This is a genomic window from Streptomyces sp. NPDC000941, assembly GCF_053599555.1.
In genome coordinates, this window is record NZ_JBSFMM010000072.1 from 21,855 (window position 1) to 48,679 (window position 26,825).

General features: G+C 71.5%; 22 protein-coding genes and 1 pseudogene. 4 read left to right on the forward strand and 19 right to left on the reverse strand.

Annotated elements, in window-relative coordinates; all coding sequences use genetic code 11:
- The first annotated feature begins 2 nt into the window (after window positions 1-2).
- The gene (locus ACWDSL_RS23345; protein ID WP_450488327.1) at window positions 3-707 is read left to right on the forward strand and encodes a GntR family transcriptional regulator; all 705 of its coding nucleotides are present in this window, start codon (window positions 3-5) and stop codon (window positions 705-707) included.
- Between the two features lie 29 nt (window positions 708-736).
- Here the strand turns inward: ACWDSL_RS23345 and solA are convergent, their stop codons facing one another.
- The 16 genes from solA to ACWDSL_RS23425 form a co-directional block, all read right to left on the reverse strand.
- Entirely contained in the window at window positions 737-3,178 is a 2,442-nt protein-coding gene (gene solA / locus ACWDSL_RS23350) for an N-methyl-L-tryptophan oxidase (RefSeq protein ID WP_450488329.1), read from the reverse strand.
- Window positions 3,175-4,632, reverse strand: a complete 1,458-nt coding sequence (locus tag ACWDSL_RS23355) for an aldehyde dehydrogenase family protein (protein WP_450488331.1) — start codon at window positions 4,630-4,632, stop codon at window positions 3,175-3,177. The genes solA and ACWDSL_RS23355 overlap by 4 nt, the downstream gene beginning before the upstream one ends.
- Window positions 4,633-4,697: 65 nt before the next feature.
- The gene (locus tag ACWDSL_RS23360; protein WP_450488333.1) at window positions 4,698-5,546 is read right to left on the reverse strand and encodes a creatininase family protein; all 849 of its coding nucleotides are present in this window, start codon (window positions 5,544-5,546) and stop codon (window positions 4,698-4,700) included.
- 29 nt (window positions 5,547-5,575) lie between these two features.
- Window positions 5,576-6,034: a cytidine/deoxycytidylate deaminase family protein gene (locus ACWDSL_RS23365; RefSeq protein ID WP_358848020.1), complete on the reverse strand. Its 459-nt coding sequence runs from the start codon at window positions 6,032-6,034 to the stop codon at window positions 5,576-5,578.
- Entirely contained in the window at window positions 6,031-6,795 is a 765-nt protein-coding gene (locus ACWDSL_RS23370) for an amidohydrolase family protein (protein WP_450488335.1), read from the reverse strand. The genes ACWDSL_RS23365 and ACWDSL_RS23370 overlap by 4 nt, the downstream gene beginning before the upstream one ends.
- Before the next feature lie 11 nt (window positions 6,796-6,806).
- Window positions 6,807-7,769, reverse strand: coding sequence for an ABC transporter ATP-binding protein (locus ACWDSL_RS23375; RefSeq protein ID WP_450488337.1), 963 nt, complete (start codon window positions 7,767-7,769; stop codon window positions 6,807-6,809).
- On the reverse strand, window positions 7,766-8,785 hold the full coding sequence (locus tag ACWDSL_RS23380; protein ID WP_450488339.1) for an ABC transporter ATP-binding protein: 1,020 nt from the start codon (window positions 8,783-8,785) through the stop codon (window positions 7,766-7,768). The genes ACWDSL_RS23375 and ACWDSL_RS23380 overlap by 4 nt, the downstream gene beginning before the upstream one ends.
- On the reverse strand, window positions 8,782-9,471 hold the full coding sequence (locus ACWDSL_RS23385) for an alpha/beta hydrolase (protein WP_450488341.1): 690 nt from the start codon (window positions 9,469-9,471) through the stop codon (window positions 8,782-8,784). The genes ACWDSL_RS23380 and ACWDSL_RS23385 overlap by 4 nt, the downstream gene beginning before the upstream one ends.
- 5 nt (window positions 9,472-9,476) lie before the next feature.
- Entirely contained in the window at window positions 9,477-10,571 is a 1,095-nt protein-coding gene (locus ACWDSL_RS23390; protein WP_450488343.1) for an ABC transporter permease, read from the reverse strand.
- A complete protein-coding gene (locus ACWDSL_RS23395; protein ID WP_450488345.1) occupies window positions 10,568-11,542 on the reverse strand; it encodes an ABC transporter permease in 975 nt (324 codons plus the stop codon). The genes ACWDSL_RS23390 and ACWDSL_RS23395 overlap by 4 nt, the downstream gene beginning before the upstream one ends.
- Window positions 11,535-13,190 (reverse strand): ABC transporter substrate-binding protein, encoded by a 1,656-nt coding sequence (locus ACWDSL_RS23400; protein WP_450488347.1) that lies wholly within the window; start codon window positions 13,188-13,190, stop codon window positions 11,535-11,537. The genes ACWDSL_RS23395 and ACWDSL_RS23400 overlap by 8 nt, the downstream gene beginning before the upstream one ends.
- Window positions 13,191-13,287: 97 nt before the next feature.
- Entirely contained in the window at window positions 13,288-14,097 is an 810-nt protein-coding gene (locus ACWDSL_RS23405) for an N-acyl homoserine lactonase family protein (protein ID WP_450488349.1), read from the reverse strand.
- Window positions 14,094-15,773 carry an allophanate hydrolase gene (gene atzF / locus ACWDSL_RS23410; RefSeq protein ID WP_450488351.1) on the reverse strand — a complete coding sequence of 560 codons (1,680 nt, stop codon included), beginning with the start codon at window positions 15,771-15,773 and terminating at the stop codon, window positions 14,094-14,096. Before atzF ends, ACWDSL_RS23405 begins: the two co-directional genes overlap by 4 nt.
- 65 nt (window positions 15,774-15,838) lie before the next feature.
- The gene (gene uca, locus ACWDSL_RS23415) at window positions 15,839-19,423 is read right to left on the reverse strand and encodes an urea carboxylase (RefSeq protein ID WP_450488353.1); all 3,585 of its coding nucleotides are present in this window, start codon (window positions 19,421-19,423) and stop codon (window positions 15,839-15,841) included.
- Complete coding sequence (locus ACWDSL_RS23420) at window positions 19,420-20,079, reverse strand: urea amidolyase associated protein UAAP2 (RefSeq protein ID WP_450488355.1); 660 nt, start codon at window positions 20,077-20,079, stop codon at window positions 19,420-19,422. Before ACWDSL_RS23420 ends, uca begins: the two co-directional genes overlap by 4 nt.
- The gene (locus ACWDSL_RS23425; protein ID WP_450488357.1) at window positions 20,076-20,900 is read right to left on the reverse strand and encodes an urea amidolyase associated protein UAAP1; all 825 of its coding nucleotides are present in this window, start codon (window positions 20,898-20,900) and stop codon (window positions 20,076-20,078) included. Before ACWDSL_RS23425 ends, ACWDSL_RS23420 begins: the two co-directional genes overlap by 4 nt.
- A gap of 141 nt (window positions 20,901-21,041) precedes the next feature.
- On the opposite strand from ACWDSL_RS23425, the gene ACWDSL_RS23430 reads away from it, so the two are divergent.
- A complete protein-coding gene (locus ACWDSL_RS23430; protein WP_450488358.1) occupies window positions 21,042-21,722 on the forward strand; it encodes a TetR/AcrR family transcriptional regulator in 681 nt (226 codons plus the stop codon).
- Window positions 21,723-21,756: 34 nt separating this feature from the next.
- On the opposite strand, the gene ACWDSL_RS23435 is transcribed toward ACWDSL_RS23430, so the two are convergent.
- Window positions 21,757-23,349, reverse strand: a complete 1,593-nt coding sequence (locus ACWDSL_RS23435) for an amino acid permease (protein ID WP_450488360.1) — start codon at window positions 23,347-23,349, stop codon at window positions 21,757-21,759.
- 269 nt (window positions 23,350-23,618) lie between these two features.
- Window positions 23,619-24,356, reverse strand: coding sequence for an integrase core domain-containing protein (locus ACWDSL_RS23440; protein WP_450488365.1), 738 nt, complete (start codon window positions 24,354-24,356; stop codon window positions 23,619-23,621).
- A 225-nt stretch (window positions 24,357-24,581) separates the two neighbouring features.
- On the opposite strand from ACWDSL_RS23440, the gene ACWDSL_RS23445 reads away from it, so the two are divergent.
- Window positions 24,582-25,118, forward strand: coding sequence for a hypothetical protein (locus tag ACWDSL_RS23445; RefSeq protein ID WP_450488362.1), 537 nt, complete (start codon window positions 24,582-24,584; stop codon window positions 25,116-25,118).
- A gap of 295 nt (window positions 25,119-25,413) precedes the next feature.
- Here ACWDSL_RS23445 and ACWDSL_RS23450 read toward each other — a convergent pair.
- Window positions 25,414-25,924, reverse strand: a pseudogene (locus tag ACWDSL_RS23450) (DUF2199 domain-containing protein).
- Window positions 25,925-26,176: 252 nt separating this feature from the next.
- On the opposite strand from ACWDSL_RS23450, the gene ACWDSL_RS23455 reads away from it, so the two are divergent.
- Complete coding sequence (locus tag ACWDSL_RS23455; RefSeq protein ID WP_450488363.1) at window positions 26,177-26,788, forward strand: aminoglycoside phosphotransferase family protein; 612 nt, start codon at window positions 26,177-26,179, stop codon at window positions 26,786-26,788.
- Window positions 26,789-26,825 lie beyond the last annotated feature (37 nt).

The window sequence follows — 26,825 nt, forward strand, 5'->3', positions numbered from 1 at the left end:
CGATGACGCCCCAGACTGACGAGGGCCCCCTCGTCGACGACATCGCGGCACGCATCCGCGCGCGGATCATGAACGGCGAGCTGGCGATCGGCAAACCGCTGCGCCAGGCGGCGCTGGCCGCCGAGTTCGGGGTCAGCCGCACACCGGTGCGCGAGGCGCTGCGCCAGTTGCAGAGCGGCGGGCTGATCGAGGTGCAGCCCCACCGCGGCGCGGTGGTCCGGGTGCCCACGCCCTGGGAGGTGCGCCAGGCCTACGAGGTGCGCGCCGAGCTGGAGGGGATGGCCGCCCGGCGTGCCGCCTCGCGTATCACGGAGCGTCAGCTCACCGCACTGCGGGGGCACAACGCCGTCCTGCGCGAGGCCGCGGAGCGGGCCGCCGGTGAGGAGGCGGTCGCCGGCAGCCCCGCGACCACGGCGGCCAACGACTGCTTCCACACTGTCGTCTGCGAGGCGGCCGACAACCCTTGGCTGAGCCGGATGATCGACCGGATCAACGAGAGCTTCCCGCGCAACGTCTCCTCGCTCGCCCTCGCCGGTGACGAGCGCCACCGGCAGCTGAACATCCGGCAGCACGAGCTCATCGTCGAAGCGCTGACCGCCCGGGACGCGGACCGCGCCGACGAGGTCATGCGCGACCACGTCATCAGCTCCGGCGAGCTTCTGACCGCCTGGTACGAGCGCCGATCCCAGACCGTCTTCCACGGCTGAGACAGGCTCGGGCCACCCGGTGGCGCCCCTCACCGGGCACCACCGGGAAACCGCCGGGCCGGGGACAGGAAGTCCAGGTCCGGGCGGGCGGTCCCGCACACGAGATCGGCCAGTGCCTCGCCGATCGCCGGGCCGAACTTGAAGCCGTGTCCCGAGCACGCCGACGCCACCAGCGCCCGCGGCACTCCCGGTACCTCGCCGACCACGAAACGCCGGTCGGGCGTCATGGTGTAGAGGCAGGTCAGGCTCTCGGTCACCGGGCCGGCGCCGGGCAGCACCTGGGCCACCGCCTCGGCGAGCAGGGCGAGTTCCGCCGCGGTCGCCGCGGGGCGGGGCGCGTCCGGATCCCAGGCCGGGCCGCTGTCAAGACCCACTTTGAGGCCGCGGGCACCGGTCGCGGGGAACCCGTACAGCAGCCCCTGCGGCAGATCCACGGAGAAGCTGCCCAGACCGGACGGGCCCAGCGGGCCCGCCGGGTCGGCGGCGAAGTAGGCGTTGACGATGCGGGTGACCGTCAGATGCCGCGCCAGCGAGGGGACCTGGGCCGCCGTCCAGGGACCGGTGCACAGCACCAGGTGCCGGGTGCGCAGTACGCCGTCGGCGGTGCGCACCATGACCTGGTCGCCGTCCGGTTCCCAGCCGATGACCGGGGTACGGTCCACGACGGCCGCGCCCGAGCGTTCGGCCAGCGTCAGCTGGGCCCGCAAGGTCTCCGCCGCGTCGATGATCCCGGCCCGCGGGTCGTGTACGGCGCCGAACCCGGCGGGCAGCCGGAGCCCCGGGAAGATCCGCGCCGCCTCCTCGGGACCGACCTGCCGGCAGCCGGGGCCGCGCAGCGGATCGGGCCGGTCCGTCGGCGCCGCGTACAGACCGCCGGTGATGTCGACCAGACGGGTCTTCGCGGCGCCCTCCAGCTCCTCCCAGGCCCGGTAGGCGGTGTCCACCAGACCGTCCCAGCCGGGATGGGGATAGGCGCGCCGGATCATCCGGGTCGCACCGTGCGAGGACCCGAGGTCATGGCCCAGGGCGTACTGTTCCAGGCCCAGGACGTCGAGTCCGCGCGCGGCCAGTTGGCGCAGGGCGGCACTGCCGTGCACGCCGAGGCCGACCACGATCGCGTCACGGCGCCTGGTGCCACGGCGTGCCGTAGCGGGTGCGGGTGCGGGGACAGCGGCGCCGGACCGACGTGCCGGCTCCCGCGGCGGTGTGGGCGTGCAGTGCAGGCTGACGATCTCCCGCACCGCCTCGACCAGGGCGTCCAGGTCGGACCTGTCGTTGTAGACGTGCACCGAGGCCCGCACCACCTTGGTCAGGCCCCGGGGATCCATGTCCCAGCGGCCGTGCCCCGCCGGCACCGCGATCAGATGGATCCGGCGGCGAGCGAGTTCTCGCTGTACCGCGCCGGCGTCCAGTCCGTCGACCACGAAGGTGACGATCGCGCCGCCCGCGGCCGGCGGGTCGGTGACGCGCACGCCCGGCAGTTCGGCGAGGTGCTCCCGCAGCGTGGTGGCGAGCGTCGCCAGGTGCTGGGAGACGGTGTCCATGCCCAGGGCGGTCAGGTCCGCCAGAGCGGCACCGAGGCCCAGGCGCAGGGCGTGTGCGGCCTCCCACAGCTCGAACCGCTTGGCGTCCGGCACCAGTTCCCAGCTCCGCTCGGCGGTCCAATGGGCACCCCGGACATCGGGCGCCTGGGGGGCCAGCCGGTCCAGGAGGGGGCGGCGGACCGCGAGCAGCCCGGTGCCGCGCGGCGCGCGCAGGAACTTGCGGCCGGTCCCGATGAGCAGGTCGCAGCCGATGGCGCCGATGTCGACCGGGAGCTGGCCGAGCGACTGGGTCGCGTCCAGCAGGAAGGGAACTCCGTACGCCTGGGCCAGCGCGCCGATATCGGCGGCGGGTTCGACCAGACCCGAGGAGGTCGGCACATGGGCCGCGGTGACCAGGGCGGCGGGACCGGTGCGCAGCGCCGTCTCCAGTGCCTCCAGCGCCACCGCCCCGTCGGGGCCGTTGGGCAGCAGCTCGACCCGGACACCGTGGTCGCGTTCGGCCGACAGCAGGTGCAGGGCACTGCTGACGTAACTGGAGCGAGCGGCCAGCACACGGTCGCCGGGGCGCAGCCGCAGCGCCGACACGGCGCGATGCCAGCCGGCCGTCGCGCTCTCGACGAGGGCGACTTCCTCCGGCCGGGCGCCGAGGAGCTCAGCGGTACGTGCGTAGACGGCTTCCAGCGCGGGGGCGGCGTCCTTGGCGGCTTCGTAGCCGCCGGACAGGCTCTCGGCGCGCAGATGGCCGATGACCGTCTCCACGGTGACGGAGGCGGGCAGGGCCGCACCGGCGGCGTTGAAGTGGTGGCCGGTGGCGGAGCCCGGCGTGCGGGCGCGCTCAGCCGCGACCTCCAGCGCCCGGGCGGAGCGGATCGGGGGTGGCGGTGCCGGGTGCGAGGCGGCGCTCCCGGCCGTGGTGGGGGCGCTCACAGGGCGATCGTGACGCTCTTGAGCTCGGTGAACCCGTCGACGGCGGCGTCGCCGAGGTCCCTGCCGAGGCCGGACTGCTTCATCCCGCCGAAGGCCACGGCGGGGTCGAACTCGTTGTAGGTGTTGACCCACACGGTGCCGGCCTCCAGCGCCGCGACCGTGCGGTGGGCGCGGGCCAGACTGCCGGTCCACACACCGGCGGCGAGTCCGTAGTCGCTGTCGTTGGCCAGGGCGATCGCCTCATCCTCCGTGTCGAACGGGATGACCGTGGCGACCGGGCCGAAGATCTCCTCCCTGGCGATCCGCATGTCGGGGCTGACACCGGTGAACACCGTCGGCCGCACGAACCAGCCAGGGCCGGGCAGCGGTTCGCCGCCCGTGGCCACCTCGGCGCCCTCGGCTCGGCCCAGGTCGAGGTAGCCGCTGACGCGGTCGTACTGCTCCTGGGACACCAGCGGACCGATGTTGATCCCGCCCGCCAGCCCGGGGCCGATCCGCAGGGCCTCCACCGCCGGCAGCAGCCGATCGAGTAGCTCCTTGACGACCGGTCTCTCCACCAGCAGCCTGCTTCCGGCGGTGCACATCTGTCCGGAGTGTCCGAACACCGCACGCACGGCGGCCGGGGCCGCGGCGCCCAGATCGGCGTCCGCGAAGACGATGTTGGGCGACTTGCCGCCCAGTTCGAGGGTGAGCCGCTTGACCGATGGCGCCGCCGCGGCCATGATCTGCCGCCCCACCTCGGTGGACCCGGTGAAGGACACCTTGGCGACGTCGGGATGGCCGACCAGTTCCGCACCCGTACGCCCGTCACCGGTCAGGACGTTGACGACGCCCTCCGGTACGCCCGCCTCCAGGCAGAGCGCGGCCAGCCGCAGCGCGGTGAGCGGGGTCTGCTCGGCCGGCTTGACCACGATCGTGCAGCCGGCGGCCAGGGCCGGGGCGATCTTCCACGCCGCGATCATGAAGGGGAAGTTCCACGGCAGTACGGCGGCGACCACGCCGACCGGTTCGCGCAGGCTGTAGACATGCCGGTCGGCGCCGGACGCGTGCACGGTGCCCGACAGCCGGGTCGGGGCGCCCGCGAAGTGGCGGATGGCCTGCAGGCCGAGGTCCACATCGCCGCGCGCCCGCTCGATGGCCTTGCCGTTGTCCAGGGTGTCCAGCACCGCCAGCTCCTCGGCGTCGCGTGCCACCAGATCGGCGAGGCGCAGCAGCACGTCGCGGCGGAGGCGGGGCGGGAGCCCGCGCCATCGCCGGTCACGGTGCGCGTCGGCGGCGGCCGCCACCGCGGCGGACACCTCCTCCAGGCCGGCCTGGGCGATGGTGGTGAGCTGCTCCTGGGCGGCGGGGTCGAGCACCGGGATCCGCTCCCGCGCGGTGCCCGTGGTCCACTCCCCGCCGATGAGCATGGGCTCGCAGTCCGGCAGCCGGGGGAGCACGATGCTGGGGTCCAAGGTGTTCTCCTTCTGGGTCGGGTCGCCGCCCCGCGGTCCGTTGTCCTGGGTTCCCGATCCCGGCGTCACGCGTGTCGTCCGGGGCGGTGGGTCGGATCGGGCCAGGGCTCGCGGACCGCGGCGGAGACCGCCCGGGCGGTGGTCAGGACGCAGCGGTCGAACTCCGCCGCGCCATGGGTCGGGTCCGCGTCGGTCACGTCCCTGCCCCACACCCCCGTCTCGCTGACCTGGTCCATGCGGTAGTCCCAGAAGGAGTCGAGGTCGACATGGGAGGTGGCCAGTTCCATCCGGACGAGCTCCGGCGCCAGATGCAGCATGACGGAGGTCTCGAAGTGGTTGGCGTGCATCAGCGCCCGGCCGTAGGTGACGTGCCCGTCGACCTCGGGTCCCGGGTACATCGTCACGTATCCCAATGCCCTGACCCGGGCGTCGCGATGGCGGACCCGCAGCTTCTCGGCCGACACATCGAGCGCGCCGTTGTTCCAGATGTGTCCGTTGAGCAGGATGAACTGCCGTATCCCGGAGGCGTACAACGAGTCGATGACATCCTCGACGACGGCGATCACGGTCTCCGGTCGCAGTGCCACCGTCCCGGCGAAGTCGCCGTGGGACGCGGACACCCCGAAGCTCAGGGGCGGCAGGACGGGCACACCGGTCAGGGCGGAGACCCCCAGGGCGACGGCCTCGCAGATCCGGGTGTCCACCGCGAGCGGGAGATGGGGACCGTGCTGCTCGGTGGCGCCGACGGGGATGATGACGGCGTCCTGGCCCGCGGCGGTGGACTTCGCGTCCGGCCAGGTCAGCTCCTCCCACAGCACCGGCGAGCCGGTCCCGCCCAACCGCGCGGCGAGTTCGGGGACGTCCAGGCCGGTGGGCACGGTCCGTCCGGACGGCCCGGTGATGAAGACGGACATGTGTCCTCCCCTCTCGGGGCCGGTGGCGCTCACCACCGGCGTCGGCTCTTCTCGGGCAGCAGGTCCAGGGCGCGCAGGGGGACGGGCTCGTCCCCGTCGACCGTGGTGACCCACACGGTGGCGTCCGGGCAGTAGTCGCTGATCAGTTCACGGCACACCCCGCACGGGGCGATGATCCGGAATCGGCCCGCCGGTTTGATCTGCACCGAGACCACCGACACGACACTCAGCGGCACCTCGGCGGGCAGGGCGCCCCGGGCGGTTCCCATGGCCACGCCCTCGGCGCAGATCGAACTGCGCCGGCAGGAACCCTCCACATGGACGCCGGTGTGGACGCGGCCGTCCGCGGTACGCAGCGCCGTCGCCACCTCGTGGCGGCCCGGCTGCCAGACCCGTGCCAGCAGGGTCTGGGCCGTGGCGAGAAGTTCGGCGTCGCCCGCGCTCATCGACGACGGGGTGGGCACGGGGCTGACGTCCGCCGCGCTCATGACGTCAGGCCCAGCAGCCGGGCCATGTTGCCGCCCTCGACCAGCGCCCGGTGCTTCTCGTCCTCGATCGCCTTTGCGATCTTCATGCGTTCCAGGTCGAAGTCCGAGCCGGGCCACTCGCTGCCCATCAGGATCTTCTCGGGCCCCAACCGCGCGTAGGCGCGCTTCACGTCGCTCATCAGCGTCGCCGATGTCTCCAGGTACACATGCGGCTGGCGTTCGGCCACGATGATCGCCTCCGGCACGTTCCACACCGCCCCCATGTGGGCGATGATCGTCGGCACCCCCGGATGGTCACGGGCGATCTCCTCGATGGCCAGCGGCGCGCAGAACGCGTCATCGAGCGCGTTGATCAGGACCAGCAGACCGTGCCGCGCGCATGCTTCGAACACCGGGTCCAGCAGCCCGTGGTCGGCGACGTGGTAGCCGTGCAGGCTCGGGTGCAGCTTCAGGCCCACCAGGCCCGCGTCGGCCATCCGGTCGATCTCGTCGATCGCGTCGTCGGCCTGCGGCAGCACCTGCCCGAAACCGAAGAAACGGTCCGGGTGCGCTGCCACCAGGGAGCTGATGAAGTCGTTCTCGATGCGCTGCGCGAGCGAGCACACCATCGCCATGTCCACCCCGGCGGCGTCCATCCTGTCGAGGATGCGCCGGGGCTCGAAGGGCGTGTACGGCGGCGGAGCCTGACCCTTGCGCGCTCCGGTCAGATAGTCCGACCGGCCGCGGACGTCCTGAGTGGTGTTGTACGCGTCGATGATCAATACGTTCGTCCTTACTCGCTGGACACCAGGGGCAGGTGACAGCGCACCCTGCGCCCCGGTGCGATCTCGTGCAGGTCGGGCCTGGTGGTGCGGCACTGGTCCGTGGCGATGGGGCACCGGGTGCGGAACAGACAGCCCTCGGGCGGATTCGCGGGGTCGGGCAACTCGCCTTCCAGGACCTGCCGTTCGCGGGGCTCCCCGGCCCGCAGCACGGGAACGGAGGACAGCAGCGCGCTGCTGTAGGGGTGCGCGGGACCGGCGAAGAAGTCGTCCCGGGTGGCGGTCTCGATGATCTGGCCCAGGTACATGACGGCGATCCGGTCGGCGATGTGCCGTACGACTCCCAGGTCGTGCGAGATGAACAGCATCGTCAGACCCCGGTCGCGGACGAGATCCGACAGCAGGTTCAGCACCTGGGCCTGGATCGACACGTCCAGCGCCGAGACGGCCTCGTCGGCCACCACGAACTGCGGCGACGAGGCGAGCGCCCGCGCGATGCCGATGCGCTGGCGCTGGCCGCCGGAGAATTCATGCGGTCTGCGCCTGCCCGCCTCCGTGCCCAGCCCGACCAGGTCGAGAAGGTCGGCCACCGCCTCCGCGGCCTCGGCACGGGTGGCCCCCCGCGCCCGCCGCAGCGGTTCGGCGACGATGTCGGCGATCCTGCGCCGCGGATTGAGCGAGCCGAAGGGGTCCTGGAAGACCATCTGCAGTTCGGCCCGCATACGGCGCAGTTGCCGTCCGCGCAGCCGGGTGAGGTCGGCGCCGTCGAACTCGATCCGGCCCGACGTGGGTTCGATCACCCGCAGCAGGGCCCGGCCGAGCGTGGACTTGCCGCACCCCGACTCCCCGACCAGTCCGAGGGTCTCGCCCTGGAGGATGTCGAGGTCGATGTCCCGCAGCGCCTGGACCCGGCCACCGGCCCGTCCCGGGTACTCGACCCGCAGCCCGCGGACCTTCATGAGCGCGGCGGTCATGCGTTGCCTCCCTGGGAGCGGGCCGTGGCACGTGCGGGGCCGGGTAGCACACAGGCGTCGAGGTGCCCGTCGTGGCCGTACCGCTGCCGCAGCGCGGGGCGCTCGCCGCACGCGGCGTGGACGAAGGGACACCGGGGTGCGAAAGCGCAGCCGGGCGGGCGGCCCACCCCGGTCAGCGGGGTGCCGGAGATGGTGGGCAGCCGCCGTAGGACCGGACCGTCGATCGGCGGCACCGAACCGAGCAGCCCCATCGTGTACGGGTGCTGAGGGCGGAACAGCACCTCCTCCCGCAGGCCCTGCTCCACGATCCGCCCCGCGTACATGACGGCCACCCGGTCGGCGACCTCGGCCACGACCCCCAGGTCATGGGTGATCAGCAGTACGGAGGTGCCGTGGTCGCGCTGGATCCGCCCCAGGACCGCGAGGACCTGGGCCTGGATTGTGACGTCCAGCGCCGTGGTGGGCTCGTCCGCGATCAGCAGGGCCGGGTCGTTGGCCAGGCCCATGGCGATCATCACGCGCTGGCGCATGCCGCCGGACAGCTGGTGCGGGTAGGCACGCGCCGCGCGGTCCGGGCCGGCGATGCCGACCTCCGAGAGCAGTTCCACGGCACGGCTCATCGCCTGCTCGCGTTCCACGTCGCGGTGGGCGCGGATCATCTCGGAGACCTGGGCGCCCGCCCGGTGCAGCGGGTTGAGCGCGGCCAGCGCGTCCTGGAAGACGACCGCGATGTCCTTGCCCCGGACGCCGCGCAGTTCCCGTTCGGACGCGGCGACGAGGTCGCGGCCGCCGAAGGACACTTCGCCGCTGATGTGGGTGCGCGGGCCGCGGTTCAGCCCGACCAGGCTCATCGACAGGGCGGACTTGCCGGACCCCGACTCGCCGACCAGTGCCAGGACTTCGCCTTTCCGCAGCGTCAGATCCACCCCGTCCACGGCCGGCAGGCGGCCGGCCGGAACGTCGAACCGCACGCGCAGATCACGGATCTCCAGCACGGGGGCGGGCGTGGACGTCATGAGGCGGCGCCCACGGCCGGCGCCGCCGTGTGGATCAGGTCGGCGACGCGCCGCGGCCACACGAGCGTCGTGTAGTGGCTGCCCGGCACGTGTTCGACGGTCGCCTTCATACGCGTCGCCATGTCCAGCTGGGCCTGCGGGCGCAGCGTGCGGTCGTCGTCGGCGACCAGGTACCAGCTGGGCAGACGGCGCCAGGCGGGGATACCGGTCGGCTGGGTGAAGATGAGGTTCTCCGACTTCCGCCCCTCGGTCTCGACGATGGCGCGTTGATCGGCGGAGAGGTCGGGTCCGATCTCGTCCCAGAACTCCGGACTCGGCTCCGACTTCCATTCGCCATTCGGTCCGCGCCGCATGTACTTGGAGATCTCGGCCGGTTCGTACCGCTCGACGATCTCGTTGACGGTCTCGCCCTCATCGGGGCCGAACGCGGCGATGTACACGAGGCCTTTGACCCGCGGATGGCGGCCGGCATTGCTGATGACCGCGCCGCCGTAGGAGTGCCCGGCCATCAGCACCGGGCCCGTCGTCTCCGCCACAGCGGCCGCGGTGTGGGCGATGTCGTCCTCCAGCGAGGTCAGCGGGTTGGTGACGATGAACACCCGGTGGCCGAGGGCGGTCAGCAGGGGCTCCACCGCCGCCCAGGTCGTCGGCCGTCCGCCGGCACCGTGGACCAGCACGATGTCCATGCGGGTCATCCTTTCCGTAGCCGCGGGTCGAGGACCGTGTAGAGCAGATCCACCGCGTGGTTGACCAGGGTGAACAGAAGGGCGATGGCGAGGGCGGCTCCCTGGACGACGGGGTAGTCGCGCTGGAGGACGCCCTGCACCAGCAGGTGGCCGACGCCGGCGTACGAGAAGACCGTCTCGGTGATGACCGAGCCGCCCAGCAGAGACCCGAACTGGAGCCCGAGGACGGTCACGATGGGCAGCCAGGCGTTGCGCAGCACATGGCGGCGGATCACCACGCTCTCGCTCAGGCCCTTCATACGGGCGGTCCTGACGAAGTCGTCACCGAGGACCTCCAGCACCGAGGCGCGGACGATGCGGGTGATGAACCCGGCCATCGACAGAGCCAAGGTGACCGAGGGCAGGATCAGGTGCTCGATCCAGGGCCACACCAGCTCGGGGCGGTTCTGAAGGATCGCGTCGAGCAGCACGAAATTGGTCGTCGGGTGGTAGTTCAGCGAGCTGGGCAGCCGGCCCAGGACCGGCAGCCAGCGCAGCCACACGCCGAACACGATGATGCCGAGCACGCCGAGCGCGAACCAGGGCAGCGAGAAGCTCACCGTGGCCACGCCCCGGATCACGGTGTCGATCCAGCGGCCCTTGCGCAGCGCGGCGACGACACCGCTTGAGACACCGAGCAGGACCGCGACGGTCATCGCCGCGAGCGTCAGCTCGATGGTGGCGGGGAGGGCGTCGGCGAGCAGCCCCAGGACGCTGTTGGACCCGTAGAACGAGCTGCCCAGGCGCAGATGCACCAGATCGTTGAGGAAGGCGCCGTACTGGGTGAGCAGCGGCTGGTCCAGTCCCAGTGCCCTGCTGACGCGCTCTTCGTTGGCGGACACCTCGGCCGCGGACAGGCTGTTGCCGCCTGCCGCGAGCGAGGTCGCCGGTGAGCCGGGCAGCAGGCGTATCGCCAGGAACACCAGGCTGGCCAGCGCGAACAGCACGAGGGGGATGACTGCCAGCCGTCGCAGGACCAGCAGGACGGTGCCGGTGGCCCACTTCGGCCGGTGTGTGCGCAGTGGGCGGGACACGCGGGCGGCGCCGGAGGAGGCACTCACGCGGCCCCCCGGGGGTCGAGCGCGTCGCGCAGGTCGTCGCCCACGAAGTTGCACGCGACGACGAACAGCAGGGTGAGCGTCGCGGGCAGGACGACCAGCCGGGGCGCGGAGAAGAGGAACTCCTGTCCGGCCTGGACCATGTACCCCCAGTCGGGTTGCGGCGGCTGGATCCCCAGGCCGAGATAGGACAGGCCGGCGGCGAAGCCGGCCGCGACCGAGAGTGTCATGACGATCTGGGCGAGCATCGGTCCGGCGATGTTCGGCAGCAGTTCCCGCACAAGGATGCGTGGGGTGCGGGTGCCGCCGAGCCGGCAGGCCACGATGTAGTCGCGGGCGGCCTCGCGCGCCGTCAGCGCGCGGGCCAGCCGGGCCAGACCGGGCGCGAGGGAGATGCCGATGCCGAAGATCAGGCTGCTGGTGCCGGCCCCGGCCGCCGCCACCAGCAGGATGACGAGCAGGATGGAGGGGAAGGCGAGGGCGAGGTCGACGAGGCGCATCAGGATCTGCTCGACGACGCCGCCGGCGTATCCGGCGACGAGTCCGATCCCGGTGCCGACGGCGGCGGCCAGCGCGGTCGCCGCGAACGACACCAGCAGCAGCGGGCCGGCCCCGTGCACGAGTCGGGCCAGCTCGTCGCGGCCCAGGTCGTCCGTGCCGAGCGGGTGGCCCGCGGAGCCGGGGGGCAACAGCGCCGACGGGGTCTGACGCAGCGGGTCGGCCTGGACCAGGAGCGGGCCGACGGCCGCCACGAGGATCACGGCGATCAGAACGAGCCAGGACAGCGCCGCCGGCCAGGACCGCGCCACCCGGCGATGGCGCAGCAAGGCGAGGGCAGACCGCCGTTCGGTCGAGGGTGAGGGCGAGGAGGAGGATGGGGATGGGGATGGGGAGGGGGACGCGGGCGGCCGGGCGGCCGCTATGGGTGGTGTGCCGGTGGCCGCGGCATCCGCCGCGGCCGTGGTGTCAGACACGGGCCTTCTCCATGTAGCAGCGGTGGTTGGCCAGCGCACTGGTGTTCATGTTCTTCACCTGCGAGCCGCTGACGACCAGGTTGCTGAAGCAGGCCAGCATCGACAGCACCATGTACTCCTCCGCCCAGCGACGCTGGATCTTGGTGTAGGCGGCGGTGCGCCGCCCCCCGTCGGGGAGGTTCTTGGCCTCGACCAGGTCTTTCGCGAGCGTGTCGACGCCGTCGAGGGCACTCATGCCGGAGAGCGCGGAGCCGTAGATGCCCGTGGGGTTGGCCATGGCGCCGACCATGTCGTCGGCGTCCGGGATGTAGGTGTTGCGTTCCCAGATCATCAGGTCGTGGTACTCGTCGTTCTTGTCGAGGAGACGACTGAAGTACGTGGCCGGGTCCACCGAGGTGGTGGACACCTTGAACCCGACGTCGGTGAGGTTCTGGGCGATGATCTGGGCGGCCTTCGGGTGCCAGGAGTCGCTGGCCGCCATGATGCGGACGCGGCGGCCTTGGGCGCGGGCCTCGGCGATGAGTTTCCTCGCCTCAGTGGTGTTCTGGGTGCTCAGGTCGGCCAGGCTGGTGTCGTAGGAGCTCTGGGCGGGCGGGATGGCGTATCCCTTGGGTTCGCTGCCGATGCCGAAGAAGGCCTGGGCGAGGATGGCCTTGCGGTCGATGGCCAGGTTGATGGCCTTGCGTACTTTGAGTTCGGGGATGCGCCGGGCGTCGATCATCATGATGGCGTTGGCGCTGTACGGGGTCTTGTAGACCTTGACCGAGTCGTCCTTGCGCAGCCGGGCGACCGCGGAGTACGGGGTGAACTGAGTGGCTGAGATGTCGCCGCTGAGCAGTGAACTGACGATGCTCGACGGGTCTTGCACCTGGCGCAGCACCAGCCGGTCGACGGGAGGTCTGCCGAGCCGGAAGCCGTCGAAGGCCTCGAGGGTGATGGACTGGCCGGAGGTGGCGGAGGAGAACTTGAAGGGGCCGGTGCCGACGAGGTGCTTGCCGATGTCGGCCCCGTACTTCTTGAGCGCCGCCTTGGAGATGATGCGACCGCCGATGTCGGACAGCTTGCCGAGGACGGTTCGGTCCGGCTCCTTGAGGACCATCTTGACGGTGAGGTCGTCCTCGGCGGTCAGCGAGGCGACGTTCGCGCCGAGGCGCGCGAGTGGCCGGGTGGCGCCCTTGGGGAGGGTTTTGTCGTCGGGGTCGAACTGCCGGTTGAGGCTGGCCAGGACGTCGGCGGAGGTCAAGGTGGTGCCGTCGTGGAAGGTGACGCCGTCCCGCAGGGTGAAGGTGTAGGTGAGCTGGTCATCGGAGATCTTCCAGCTCTTGGCCAGGTCGGGGGTGGGTTCGTTGGTCTCGAAGGAGATGAAGGTCAGGCCGCGGCAGACGCAGTCGACGGCCATCCAGTCGCCCAGCGAGGTGTAGAAGGCCGGGTCGACGACGGCGCTGGTGGCGTCGATGGCGAGGGTCAGAGTGCCGCCTTTGCCACTTCCCCCCGCGTCGTCAGCCGCCACACCACAGGCGCTCAGCAGGGCGGGGAGCCCGAAACCGACTCCCACTCCGAGGAGCCCCGCGCCCCGGAGCATGGTGCGGCGCGACACCGCCGACGCGGCAGAGCCGGGCGAGGGCGATCCGTGTGGCTGGTCCGGCATGTGGGCCTCCTTGGGCACCGATCCGAAGAATGGATCTAATGTGCGCTGACTTGGATCCAATTATTCGGTGAGTGGAGTCCTTCTTGTCTCCAGAACGTTAAAGGCGTGTGAAGCGGGCCTGTGAGGACGTTCGCAGCCGTGGCCAGACCACGGGGTCATGGCCGGGAATGAGCTCGTAGCCGCGCTCGGCCGCGATGCTCTTGAGTTGGCGGATCGGCTCCACGGTCTGCGCCGGATCGACTCCGATGGAGGCGCCGATGGGAAGCTCGTGCTCGATGTTCTCGGTGAGATCGGCGGCGTCGAAGGCGAACACGAAGCCGCCGCCGTCCGCGAGGTCCACCACGAAGCTCTGGTGTCCCGGCGTATGCCCGGCGGTCAGCACGGCTGTCACCCCGGGGGCGATCTCCACGTCGCCGTCGGCCTGTCGCCAGTCGATGCGGGGGTCGTCGAAGTCGACCCGGAAGATCGAGTTGCGCTCGACCTCCGGCTGCCCCGAGAGACCGTAGGCCAGCTCCGCGCGTTGCACATGCACCGGCACACGGCCCGCGAAGTGCTTCAATCCGCCCGCATGGTCAGCGTGCAGATGACTGACCGCCACCGCGTAGATCGAGTCCATCGCGACTCCGGCCGCGTCGAGGGCCTCCTCCAGCGGCTCGCCGGGGCCCGGCAGGATGGGCTGGTAGGCGGGGGAGCCGTAGAAGCGACGCCGCAGTGCCGGGTCCCGGATCAGCGCCGTGTTGAAGCCGGTGTCGAGCAGCAGCCAGCCGCCGTCGCACTCCAGGAGAACGGCGGGTACCGGTTCGCGCAGCCGTTCCTCGTACGGGGCGCCATGCACCGAAACCGACTTGGGGAGTTCCTCCCAACCGAGCAGCAGCGGCACGATCCGCCGCACGCCGCGCCGCGTCATGGCCGGTTCCCGTGGAGGTGCGGGTGCATCGGCACGGGCTGGTCTCCGGCGGCGAGGTAGGACCGCCAGCCGCCGAACGACGTGATGTCCTTCGCGTTCTCGAGTCCGGACGGCTCACACAGGAAGCCGGGCACCTGCGCGCCGTCGGCGAGCTCGACACTGCCGATCGCCATGGGGCGGGGGAGTGTCGCGACCAGCGTGCCGAGTCCTTCCGGCGGCAGCTCCCATACCTCGGCCTCGATGGCCGCGCCGCCATCCGCGACCCGTACCAGGCCCGGCTTGGCGGGCTCGGTGGTGAGGGCGTACAGCCGGTAGTGGGGTGCGGTGACGGTCGTGTGGTCGTGGCGGGCGCCCAGCGCGAGGAGCTGGGGGTTCAGTGGCTGCCCGGTCAGATGGGCTCCGATGACCGCGACGCGGGTGGGCGGGGTGAGCCGGGCCGCGATCCGGGCCAGCCGCTCGTCGGTGTGGGCCGGGCCGATCAGCATCACACCGAAGGGGAGTCCGCCGACGGTGCCGGCCGGGACGGCGACCGCGGCCAGGCCGAAGAGGTTGGTGGAGTTGGTGAACCGGCCGAGGCGGGCGTTGCTGCCGAGGGGATCGGCGGCGACCTCGGCGAGGGTGGGGTGGCCGGGAGCGGTGGGCAGGAGCACGGCGTCCGCGTCTCCGAGGGCGGCCAGCGCCTGGGCGCGCAGGGCGGTGAGCTTCTCCTGGTCGGCGAAGAGGCGGTGGGCGGGGATGGCGCGGGCGGCGCGGATGATGCCGGCCACGGTGGGGTCGAGGTCGGGGGTGTCCTTCTCGATGAACTCGCCGACGGCGGTGTAGCGCTCGGCGACGAACGCGCCCTGATACAGCATCGCGGCCGCCTCGGTGAACGGCGCCAGGTCGAGGGGCTGGAGGCGGGCTCCGGCGGCTTCCAGGCGGGCGGCGGCCGCCTCGTACGCCTCCGCCCAGCCGGGGTCCAGCTCGCCCAGCTGGTCGGTGGAGGGGACGGCGACCCGCCAGGGGCCCGGGGCGCGCTCGGGGAGCCGCGCGGGTGCCGTGCTCATGTACGACAGCGCCTGCTCGGCTTCGGGGAGGGTGCGGGCGAAGACGGTGACGCAGTCCAGGCTCGCGCAGGCGGGGACGGTGCCGTCGGTGGGCACCAGACCGTAGGTCGGCTTCAGCCCGTATACGCCGTTGAAGGCGGCCGGGACGCGGCCGGATCCGGCGGTGTCGGTGCCCAGGGCGAGGTCCACGAGGCCGAGCGCCACGGCGACGGCGGAACCGGAGCTGGATCCACCGCTGATCCGGGCGGGGTCGACGGCGTTCTGTACGGCGCCGAAGGGGGAACGAGTGCCGACCAGGCCGGTCGCGAACTGATCGAGATTCGTGGTGCCGAGGACGAGCGCGCCGGCGGCCCGGAGGCGGGCGACGACGGGGGCGTCGGCGGTGGGTTCGTACGCGTACGAGGGGCAGCCGGCGGTCGTCGGCAACCCCGCCACGTCGATGTTGCCTTTGACGGCGAGCAGCCGTCCGGCCAGCGGCAGGCGTTCCCCGGCGCCCACACGCGCGTCGACGGCCCCGGCCTCGGCCTCGGCCTCCGCCCGGGGGCGGAGGCCGATCCAGATCTCCGGGCGGTCCAACTGGGCGATGCGGGCGTAGGCGGCGCGGACGCGCCGGAGGGCTGAGGGCGGCATGTGATGCTCCTTGGGGGCACGGAGGGCCACGGAGGGGGCGGGCGGGTGCCGGGATCCGGGGCCGCTCAGGCCGCCGGGCCCAGGATGAGCAGGGGAGAGCCCGGTTCGACCTGGTCACCGGGTTTGGCGAGGACCCTCGCCACCACGCCGCCTTGCGGCGCGTGCACGAAGGACTCCATCTTCATCGCTTCCAGAGCGAGCAGCCGCTGTCCGGCCGTGACCGTGTCCCCCGCCGCCACCGCGACCTGCCAGACGGAGGCGGCGAATTCCGCCTCCACCAGGTGGCCGCCGGGCGGGACCGCGAGATCGGCCGGTGGCGGGGCGGACCCGGCCGCCCGGTCCGCGCGGGCGAATTCACCGGCCGCCTCCCACGCGTCGCGCTCCGCCGCGAAGGCGGCTGCCTGCCGGGATCGGAACGCGCTGATGGAATCGGCGTGGGCGGACAGGAAGCGCTGGTGGTCGGCGAGGGCGAAGGTGCCCTCCTCGATCCTCGGCGCGAAGCGGCCCGCCGCCATGTCGGCCCGCAGTTCGAGCAGTTCATCCGCTTCGACGGGGTACCACTTGATGCGGTCGAAGAAGCGCAGCAGCCAGGGTGAGCCCGGCTGGAAGGCACCCCGCTGCTGCCACCCGGACCACACCTGCGTGGTCCGGCCGACGAATTGGTAGCCGCCCGGCCCCTCCATGCCATAAACGCACAGATAGGCGCCCCCGATGCCGACGGAGTTCTCCGCGGTCCAGGTCCGTGCCGGGTTGTACTTCGTGGTGACAAGGCGGTGGCGCGGGTCCAGAGGAGTCGCCACGGGGGCGCCCAGATACACATCGCCCAGACCCAGCACCAGGTACTCGGCGGCGAAGACCGTACGGAACACATCGTCGACCGAGTCGAGACCGTTGACCCGGCGGATGAACTCGATGTTCCACGGGCACCAGGGGGCGTCGTCCCGCACCCCCGCCATGTAGCGTTCGATTGCCTCCCTGGTCGCCGGGTCGTCCCAGGACAGCGGCAGGTGGACGGTGCGGGAGGGTACGACCAGGTCCTCGGTGGGCGGGAGCTCCGACTCGATCCGGCGCAGCACGGACAGCAGCTCCGGCTGCGGCAGGACGTCGGGGTCCGTCTGGACCTGGAGCGAGCGGATGCCGGGGGTGAGATCGGTGACACCGGGGAGACGCTCGGCCGCCACCGCCTCCATCATCGCGTGCACCCGCATCCGCAGACCCAGGTCCAGCTGCATCGGCCCGAACTCGACCAGCACATTGTCATCGCCGCCGCGGCGGTAGGTGACCGCTTCCCCTCGGTATTCCCCCCGGTGGAGCACGCCGCCGTCCACGATGACCGCCCGGTCCGGGACGGGGTCGGCCTGCGGCGTACGGCGCAGGGCGGACGCGGCGCGGGCGGTGAGCGGGACGAACCGGACCGTGTCACCGGGCCGGACCTGGCCCAGCTTCCAGCGCTGCCCCTTCGCGACGGTCGCGGGGCAGACGAAGCCGCCGAGTGAGGGCCCGTCGGGTCCCAGCAGCACCGGCATGTCCCCGGTGTAGTCGACGGCGCCCACCGAGTAGGGGGTGTCGTGGATGTTGGACGGGTGCAGGCCCGCCTCGCCGCCGTCCGTACGCGCCCAGCGGGGCTTGGGCCCGACCAGGCGGACTCCGGTCCGGGCCGAGTTGAAGTGGACCTTCCAGTCGGCGTCGTAGAAGTCGCGGATGTCGTCCTCGGTGAAGAACTCGGGCGCGGCGTGCGGGCCTTCGACGGCTCCGATCCGCCACGAGTCGCCGAAGGCCGGGCGGTCGGCGGGCGGCACCGGGGCGCCCGCGCGGGTCGTGGCGCCGCCGTGCAGGACGTCGCCGGTCCGCAGGGCCCGGCCGCCGTGCCCGCCGAACCGGCCCAGGGTGAAGGTCGCCGCACTGCCCAGGAACGCGGGGATCTCCAGGCCGCCCGCGAACAGGATGTACGTCCGAAGGCCGTGCCGGCCGGGGGCGCCGACGGTGAGGACCGCCCCCGCTGGGACGGTCACCGGCTCCCACTGGGGCACCGGTTCGCCGTCCACCGTCACCGGGGCCGGGGCGCCGGTGACGCACAGCGTCGTGGCGTGGCTGAAGCGCAGCGTGGGGCCTTGGAGGGTGCACTCCAGGCCGGGCGCGCCCTCGTCGTTGCCGAGGGCCCGGTTGCCGAGTCGGAACGACAGGTCGTCCATCGGGCCGCTCGGCGGGACGCCGACCTGCCAGTAGCCGGTGCGGCCGGGCCAGTCCTGGACGGTGGTGAGGGTGCCCGAGGCGATGACCTCGATGCGCGGGGTCGGGTCGGTGATCCGCGCCAGGGTGGCGGTGGAGTGCCCGGCACTCTGGAACTCGGCGTCGGCCAGGGCCGCACGCACCAGCCCGAGATTGGTCTCGATCCCGTCCACCCGGGTCGCGGTCAGCGCGGCGTCCAGGCGGCGGAGTGCCTGAGTCCGGTCGGCGCCGTACGCGACGATCTTGGCCAGCATCGGATCGTACGATGTCGTCACCTCGGCACCGGTCTCCACCCAGGTGTCCACGCGGACGTCCGGGGGGAACGCGACGTTCGTCAGCAGTCCGGCGCTGGGCCGGTGCTCGCGGGTGGGATCCTCGGCGTACACGCGGGCCTCGACGGCATGGCCGCGCGGAGTTCCCGGATCGCGCACCACCGTGGTGTCTCCCTGGGCGAGCCGCAGCATCCACTCCACGAGGTCGATGCCGTAGATCTCCTCGGTGACCGGATGCTCCACCTGGAGGCGGGTGTTCACCTCCAGGAAGTACGCCTCCTGGCGGGCCGCGTCGTACACGAACTCGACGGTTCCGGCCGAGCGGTAGCCGACCGAGGCGCACAGCTCCCGGGCGGACGCGGCGAGCGAGGCCCGGACGGCATCCGGCAGGCCGGGAGCCGGGGCCTCTTCCAGCACCTTCTGGTTGCGGCGTTGGAGGGAGCAGTCCCGGTCCCCCAGGGAGACGACCCGGCCCAGACCGTCGCCGAAGACCTGCACCTCGACGTGGCGGGCCCGCTCCACCAGCCGCTCCAGGAAAACCCCGTGGGAGGAGCCCTGGGAAGAGAAGGACGCCGAGGCGACGCGCTGCACCCGCTCCCAGGCGTCGGCGAGGTCGTCGGGGCCGTGACAGGCCCCCATGCCGATGCCGCCTCCGCCGCCGGTCGCCTTCAGCATCACCGGGTAGCCGATCCGCTCCGCCGCGGCGTGGGCGGCGGGGAGATCGGGGAGCAGGCCGGTGCCCGGGGCAAGCGGGACTCCGGCGCGCTCGGCGGCGGCGCGCGCGGTGTGCTTCGCGCCGAACAGCTCCAGCTGCTCGGGTGAGGGGCCGACGAAGACGATCCCCGCCGCCTCGCAGCGGCGGGCGAACTCCGCGTCCTCGGAGAGGAAACCGTACCCCGGGTGGATCGCTCCCGCGCCCGTGTCCTTCGCGGCCCGGAGCACCAGATCGGCGTTCAGATACGAATCCTTGGCGGGGGCGGGGCCCAGCCGCACCGCCGTGTCGGCGAGCCTGACGTGCTGGCTCGACCGGTCGGGATCGGAGAAGACGGCGACGGTGCGCAGGCCCAGGCGGCGGGCCGTGCGGATGATACGCGCGGCGATCTCGCCCCGGTTGGCCACCAGCAGGGTGTCGAAGCGGTCGAGGTTCACGGGGCGGCCCCGGTGATCGTCATCTCCACCGCCGTGGGCTCGAAGCCGTTGCAGGGGTTGTTGATCTGCGGGCAGTTGGAGACGAGGACGAGTACATCGGCCTCGGCGCGCAGGGTGACCCGCAGCCCGGGCGCCGAGATGCCGTCCACGATGCCGAGCGTGCCGTCCTTCTCGACCGGCACATTCATATACCAGTTGATGTTGGACACCAGGTCGCGCTTGCCGAGGCCGTGCCTGGCCCCCTCGGCCAGGAAGTTGTCCACGCACGCGTGCTGGGACCAGGTGTGGTGGCCGTACCGGAGGCTGTTGGACTCCTTGGAGCAGGCGCCGCCGACCGTGTCGTGCCGCCCACAGGTGTCCTCGACCACCGTCATCAGCGGGGTGTGCTCGTTCGACAGCAGCACGGAGCCGGTGGTGAGGAAGATGTTGCCCTGGACGTGGATGGTGTCGGGCGCGCTGTAGCGCACGGTGGTGTCGTGGGCGTCGTAGACCAGGAAGTCGACCGCCTGGTTGCCGTGCAGATCGGTGATGGTGAGCAGTTCACCGGCGCGGACGACGGCCGACCAGGCCGCCCGCGCGGGGACGACGGTGACCTTGCGCGCGGACTCGTCCGTCCGCTCGGGCCGCGAGGCGGGCGCGGGGTGTGTGGTGGTCATGCGAGCCCCCTGGCGGTGAGGAATTCAGCGGTGTTGAGGAAGGCGCGGCGGCCTTCAGGGGTGGCGTCCCACAGCGGGTCGCCGGGCGCGGTCGGCGCGCCCCGCCAGGCCAGTACCTCCAGCGGGGTGCTGGTGTACTCGGCCCGGGGGTCGGCGGGGTGGGGAACGTTGGCGATCAGCACGGTCAGGTCCTGCTCGGCGCGCAGGGTCACCCGGGCGCCGGGGCCGGCGGAGCCGGTGAAGTCCACGGAGCCGTCCTCGGCCGCCCGCACGCCCTGGAAGAAGGAGATCGACGGCGGCAGGTCCCGCGGCTCCAGCCCGTTCTTGAGCGCGGCCAGCTTGAACAGCTCACGGCCCGCGGGAGAGGCGGACTGCGGGGTGCCGTCGCCATAGCGCTCGGTGTTCCGGACGAGGGTGGAGGTGCCGCACAGCGCGTCGTGCCGGCCCGAATCGTCCGCGACGACGGAGGCGAGCACACGGCCCTGGTCGGAGAGGAGCAGGCTGCCCTCGCCCAGGTAGGCGTTCCACTGCACCTTGACGGTGTCGGCCGCGTTGAGCCGCTCCCAGGGCCGGTCCGCGACGTAGAACAGCAGATGGGCACAGGCGTCGCCGCGCAGGTCCGTGAGCCGGAGTTCGGTGCCGCGGGCGAGGACCCGGTGGGTGTAGTTGCCGCCCGCCACGGTCTCCGCCCACACGAGATGGCCGGCCTCGCACGGCGGGGAGGGCCAGTCGGTGGCGGGCACCACGGGCATGGTCCCGGCGCGGGTGCCCTCCTGGGCACGGGCGTGGTCCCGGGCTTCGTACGTCGTCGCTGTCGCCATCGGGCGCCTCCATTTCTGTCGCTTGACAGAAATTAGAGGGAGGGTGCGTCGGCCGCGTTGCCCGCCTGTTGCGGACCGGTTACCCGGCCCTCACCCAGGTCGCCGGACGGGGCGCGGGCGCGGATGTGCGACGATCGGCCCATGAGCACTCCAGGAAGGCGGGTGGGCCGGCCGCGCGCCGCGGGGCGGCTCGACAGCGGCCTGTCGCCGCGCGACGAACTGCTCGCCGCCGCGGCCGAGTTGTTCACCACCCGTGGATACGCGGCGACGACGACACGGGCCGTCGCCGAGCGGGCCGGCATGCGGCAGGCCACGATGTACCACTACTTCGCCGGCAAGGAGGACCTCCTCGCCGAGCTCCTGGAGTCCACGGTCACCCCCTCGCTGGCGCTGGCACACCGGCTGCTCGCGGCCGACGAGGCCGCGCCGGCCGAGGCCCGTCTGTGGTTTCTGTGCAGCTCCGATGTGCGCCTGCTGTGCGGCGGACCGCACAACCTCGGAGGCCTCTACCTCCTGCCCGAAGTGCGTGGCGAAGGCTTCGCCGGCTTCCACCATGTGCGGCTGGAACTCAAGGAGGCGTACGGCCGGCTGCTCGCCGCGACGGAGAGCTGCGGGTCGCTCGACAAGGGCGAGCTGGCGCTCCGCACGGATCTGGTCTTCGGGCTCATCGAAGGGGTCATCCTGATCCACCGCTCGGACCCCGACCGGCCCGCCGACGCGTTCGCGGCCGCGACGGCGGACGCGGCGTTGCGGGTCGCGGGAGTGGCGGAGGGGTTGCTGTCCGGGGTGCGCGAGAAGGCGGCGGGGCTGGCGTCGGTATGACCCCGGGCTCTGCGGGCAGCCCTGCGGGCGGGCTCTACGGGCGGGGAGAAGCGGGCGAGAGCCGGGCGGCGGTCTCGGCCGGTGCCGGCGACGAGGAAGCCGAGTCCGTGGTGCGGGCCCGCCACGTCCGGTAGGCCGCGCCCAGCAGCACCGAGACGCCCAGGAACAGCGCGGTGAACCACTGGAAGTACCAGTGACCGCCCGACGGGTCGTACACGGCGGCGCGCGGCCAGGCCAGGTTGACGGTCATGAACAGGCCGTAGACCAGGGCGAGGGCGTTGACCGGCAGACCCCAGCGCCCGAGTGAGAACAGCGGCTTGCCCGTCTCGTCCACGCCTCCCGCCATGTCTCCCGCCGAGCGCCAGCCGCCGCGCAGCCGCCGCACCAGCATGGGGCCGGTCACCATCGCGTACGCCAGATACAGCATGGCGATGCAGGTCGTGCCGATCGCCAGGAACGCTTCCGGCGAGGCCAGGTTGAGCAGGCACAGGCCCGCCGCCCCCGCGCCGACCACCAGGGCCGGTCCCTTCGGCATGCCGGTGGACGGCGACACCTTCGCCAGCGTCCGCGAGGCCGGCAGCACCCCGTCCCGCGCCATCGAGAAGAGCATCCGGGTGGCGGAGGTCTGGATCGCGAGCGTCGCCACGGCGATGGCCACCACCACGTCGGCCAGCAGGGCCTTGCCCACCCCGTCGCCGAGGCTGCTGGTGAGGACGTACGACAGCCCGTCCGAGGCCAGCCGCCCGTCGGTCAGGCTGGGTGCGGCGAGCAACCCCCCGAGCACCAGCAGGGTGGCCAGCACCCCGGCGGAGACGAGAGCGGTGAGGATCGTGCGCGGCGCGGTGCGACGAGGATTGTGGGTCTCCTCGCTCATCTCTCCCGCGCTGTCGAAACCGATCAGGACGTAGGCCGCGGCGAACGAGCCGACCAGCACGGCCGTGACCGCCCCGCCCTCGCCGCCGGTGTGCAGGGTGACTCCCGTGCCCCGCTCCGCGTGGGTGAACAGCAGCACGATGATCAGGACGGCGCCGACGATCTCGGCGGTGACCCCGATCCGGTTGACCGCCGAGAGCACCTTGTTGTCGAGGACGTTCACGACGGTGGTGAGCGCGAGGAGCGCGACGGCGAGAACAGCGGCATTGGCCGCGCCCGAGGCGGAGAAGGGCGCCGGATCGCCCCCGAGGATCTGGAAGCCCGACCAGATCGCGGGCAGGACCATCTGCAGGGCGAGCGCCGCGGCCGCCACCACGACGATCTGGCCGATCACCATGATCCAGCCGGCGTACCAGCCGAAGGCGGGCGTGCTGAGCCGCGTCGACCACTGGTAGATCGCCCCCGAGATCGGGTAGCGGGCGGCGAGCTCGGCGAAGCACGCCGCGACCAGGAGCTGCCCGAGCAGCACGGCGGGCCAGGTCCAGAAGAAGGCCGCGCCACCGAAGGAGTAGCCGAACGCGAAGAACTGGAAAACGGTGGTCACGACGGAGATGAAGGAGAAGCCGGCAGCGAAGGAGGCGTACCGGCCCAGGGCGCGGTGCAGCTCCTGGCGGTATCCGAATCCGGCGAGCGCGGCTGCGTCGGTGGCGGCCGCCGCTTCCTCAGCCTCGGAGTGTGGTGCGGTGGCGGTCATGGCGAGCCCCAGTCACTGGTTCCTGTCGGATGACAGAAATTAAGGAGAGGGTGTTTCGTCGGCGTGTCGCGGCCGTGTCCATGCGGTCCCCAGGTGCTCACCCCAACCGTGCCGCGGCGCGCGGGCAGAGCCGGCCAGGCGGTCGCTCGCACTCTGGCGGTCCCGAGCGATCCTTCCTATGGTCACGTGGTGGAGTGGGTGACTCTGGTAAGCGCTGCGGCGGGCGCTGTCATCGCGACTGCTCTTGCCGGAAATCTCATCCGTGCAGGTCACGCCGCATGTTGGTATTCGTGGAGGATGCCGCCGAGGCGACTTTGTCGGCGTATGTCGAGGCGGGCCAACACGTCGGGATCGTCGATCGGCGGGGGCAAGGGGTGCAGTGGCCTGGCGTTCGCGATGCCCTGGTGTGGTCGGTGTCCGTTGTAGAACTGCTCGAACTCGCGTAGGGCGTGGAGTAGGTGTTGCTGGTTCCAGATCAATGTCCGGTCCAGGAGCTCGCGGCGACAGGTCTGTATCCAGCGCTCCGTGATCGAGTTCATTCTTGGGATCTGGATGCCGCTGAGGACGATGTCGATTCCTGCGTCCTTGAGGACGGCATCGAAGAGGGCGGGGAACTTCCCGTCCCTGTCCCGGATCATGAACCGTGCCCGGCAGTCGAGGTCTTCGAGGTCCATGACGAGGTTTTTCGCCGCTTGCGCTACCCAGGAGGCGGTCGGATGCGCGGTGGCGCCCAGGATCCGGATCCGGCGACTGCCGTGTTCGATCACCACGAGCACGTACATCCGTACCCCCGACAGGGTGACTGTTTCCATGAAGTCGCAGGCCAGCAGGGCATCAGCCTGGCTGCGAAGGAAGGTGGCCCAGGTAGTGGAGTTCCGCTCGGGCGCAGGATCGATGCCGGCCTCCTTCAGGATTTCCCAGACGGTGGACGCGCCTACCTTCACCCCCAGTACGAGGAGCTCGTCGTGCAGGCGCCGGTAGCCCCACATCGGCAGCAGGCGGAGCATCGCGAACGCGTGTGTCACACCCAGGTAAGCCAGTCGCAGCAGCACGATCGATCATCATGACGCGCGGATCATGCACTACGCGAGAGCGCCGACTCGAGTGACCGCGGCCGACGACCGTGAGGCCTGGTGCGGGCCCCCGACCAGGGTGGATGACATTCTCGGCAAGCGCAGGCCGGGCTGTGCGGTTGCCAGCGCCGGACCGAGGCCCTGATCGTGGAGGCCGGTATGGTTACGGCCACCTGGTCCGCGGCCCTGGACGACCCGGGCGCCGTCACCGCCGTCACCGCCCACGTCCGCGCGTCGCTGGAGGCCGACATCGAGGCCGCCCGCACGCAGTTCCTGAAGCTGCTGGACCCCGGCGAACTGGAAACGAACCCGGTCGCGGCGGCGTCCGCGCTCGCCTTTGCCGCGCTCCAGGCCGTGGAGCAGTCTGCGCCGGAGTACCGGCAGAACGCGCTGGCGATGCTGGGCCGGACCGAGGAAGCCGAAGCGGAGGCCCGCCGGGCGTACGCGACCGAGCAGAACCGCCGCTGGTTCAGGGCCAACCCGAACGGCGCGGACGCCGTCGCCGCCGAGACGAAAGCGGCCGACACCGCCCGGGAGCGCACCGCCCAGTACCTGCTCGAGGCGCGGCTGGAGAAGCTGCGCGAGCAGGCCGCGGACCACACCGAGGCGGCCGGCCCCACGCCGTGGGCGGACCGGCTGCCCGAGCTCGCCGCCCGTCCCCTCGATGGCGACCCGGCCGGGGTGGTGATCGCATGAACACCGAGCTGAGCGGAGTCGACCTCGCGCGCCAGGATGTCCCGGCCGGGTTCACTTCCGCTTGCGCGGAGAGCGCACGATCGCGAGGTCGACCAGGTAGGTGTAGATCGGCTCACCTCCGCGCGCCTGGAGCGCAGGGGCCGGGGCCTATCGGGTTAGCCGCAGGTCTCAGCCGCCCTCGCCTCGGACGAGGGTGGGGGTGTATGTCTCGGGGGTGGGGTGCCCGGCCTTCTCCCAGTGTCCGGTCTCACCGAAGTTTGAGCGTTCTCAGTGAAGTCTGACCGGCGAGCGCCAATCAGGCCGGATGCAGCACGGCCATGGCGATCTCACGCACGCGCTCCTGGGTGATCCCGGTGCGCTGTTCGACGGCGAGCGGGTGGTCAGTGGGCTCCAGCTCGATGAAGGGGCGCGTGCCGACCGGTCGGGTGTGGGCGTTCGTCTTCAGGTTGATGGTCGCCGGGGAGTAGAGCGCGAGTTCGGTGCTGAGCCAACCGAAGTACGGGCTTCTCGGTCTCGCGGCCCTCCGTCTTCCACACCTCCAGGGCACGGGTGAAGTTGTCTCTGCTCAGAGAGACCCAGACGCCCCATGAGAAGACGTCTTCGCTGCCGATCACAGGTATCTCGATCAGACCTTTGATGAAGAAGTGCTGGCCCGTGATGATGCACTGGTCGGAGGAGAGCATGCTGTCCGGATCAGTCTCGAAGCTCGGATCCCAGACATCGGGCGCCATGGTCGAGTAGCCCAAGGGCACATCTGCGTGGTGGTCGCCACAGCATGAGCACGTGAAACCGAGATCATGAGGCATGGCGCGAGCCTAGCGACTGCCTGCCCGGGCGACTTCCCAGGCCCCGCCCACTCAACTTTTGATGAGACGAACGGCCATTCGTCAAACTTCAGTGAGAACGGTCAGCTTTCGGCGAAACAGTGACCTGTCGCAGTGAAGGTTGAGCATTCTCACCGAAGTTTGAGCGCGGACGCTGGTGTCCCGAGCCACGATAGTTGGCACCTGGCCACGCTGGTTGGCATCGCTCTCGCTCATCTATGCCAAGATTCGAGGGTGGAGATGACCGACGTCACGCGTGCGATCGCGGCTGCGACTTCGGTCGCCGCATCGCTCGACCTGCCAGCCAGCGACGCAATCGTTCTCCACAACTCGAACAAGCTGGCACTGCGGCTGACGCCATGCGACGTCTTTGCCCGGGTCGCCCTTGTGGGACAAGAGGTTGCACAGTTCGAAGTCGAGCTCGCTCAGCGGCTCGCCGAGGTCGGATGCCCAGCGTGTCCCTTGGAGCCTCGGGCGGACCCGCGTGTGTACACGCACGATGGCTTCGCAGTGACGCTGTGGACCTACTACGAGCCCGTGACGCCTCACACCTCACCAGTCGACTACGCCAAGGCGCTGGAGCAGCTGCACGCCGGCATGCGCAAGGTTGATGTGCCGAGCCTGAGGTTCACGGACCGGATCACGGAGGCGGAAGAAGTTGTCGCCGACCCGGATCGCTCGCCGGAGCTCGCCGGCGCGGACCGCGTGTTCCTCAGCGGCAGGCTGGCAAGCCTGCGACGAGCGATCGACGACCGCGGCGCCGTGGGGGCGCGGGGCCACCGCGTGCCGCCTCCCGGGCCTTTGGTAAGCACCAAGAACGGGCCCGTGTTGAAAGAGCATAGATAGGGAGAGGGGGGGGGGGGGGAAGAGTGTGGAGAAAAAA

Excerpts from the sequence above, each read along its gene's own strand:
- ACWDSL_RS23345 (WP_450488327.1), top strand. The coding sequence starts at position 3 with ATGACGCCCCAGACTGACGAGGGCCCCCTCGTCGACGACATCGCGGCA.
- ACWDSL_RS23360 (WP_450488333.1), bottom strand. The coding sequence starts at position 5,546 with ATGTCCGTCTTCATCACCGGGCCGTCCGGACGGACCGTGCCCACCGGC.
- ACWDSL_RS23365 (WP_358848020.1), bottom strand. The coding sequence starts at position 6,034 with ATGAGCGCGGCGGACGTCAGCCCCGTGCCCACCCCGTCGTCGATGAGC.
- ACWDSL_RS23375 (WP_450488337.1), bottom strand. The coding sequence starts at position 7,769 with ATGACCGCCGCGCTCATGAAGGTCCGCGGGCTGCGGGTCGAGTACCCG.
- ACWDSL_RS23380 (WP_450488339.1), bottom strand. The coding sequence starts at position 8,785 with ATGACGTCCACGCCCGCCCCCGTGCTGGAGATCCGTGATCTGCGCGTG.
- ACWDSL_RS23385 (WP_450488341.1), bottom strand. The coding sequence starts at position 9,471 with ATGGACATCGTGCTGGTCCACGGTGCCGGCGGACGGCCGACGACCTGG.
- ACWDSL_RS23400 (WP_450488347.1), bottom strand. The coding sequence starts at position 13,190 with ATGCCGGACCAGCCACACGGATCGCCCTCGCCCGGCTCTGCCGCGTCG.
- ACWDSL_RS23405 (WP_450488349.1), bottom strand. The coding sequence starts at position 14,097 with ATGACGCGGCGCGGCGTGCGGCGGATCGTGCCGCTGCTGCTCGGTTGG.
- atzF (WP_450488351.1), bottom strand. The coding sequence starts at position 15,773 with ATGCCGCCCTCAGCCCTCCGGCGCGTCCGCGCCGCCTACGCCCGCATC.
- ACWDSL_RS23420 (WP_450488355.1), bottom strand. The coding sequence starts at position 20,079 with ATGACCACCACACACCCCGCGCCCGCCTCGCGGCCCGAGCGGACGGAC.
- ACWDSL_RS23425 (WP_450488357.1), bottom strand. The coding sequence starts at position 20,900 with ATGGCGACAGCGACGACGTACGAAGCCCGGGACCACGCCCGTGCCCAG.
- ACWDSL_RS23430 (WP_450488358.1), top strand. The coding sequence starts at position 21,042 with ATGAGCACTCCAGGAAGGCGGGTGGGCCGGCCGCGCGCCGCGGGGCGG.
- ACWDSL_RS23435 (WP_450488360.1), bottom strand. The coding sequence starts at position 23,349 with ATGACCGCCACCGCACCACACTCCGAGGCTGAGGAAGCGGCGGCCGCC.
- ACWDSL_RS23440 (WP_450488365.1), bottom strand. The coding sequence starts at position 24,356 with ATGCTCCGCCTGCTGCCGATGTGGGGCTACCGGCGCCTGCACGACGAG.
- ACWDSL_RS23445 (WP_450488362.1), top strand. The coding sequence starts at position 24,582 with ATGGTTACGGCCACCTGGTCCGCGGCCCTGGACGACCCGGGCGCCGTC.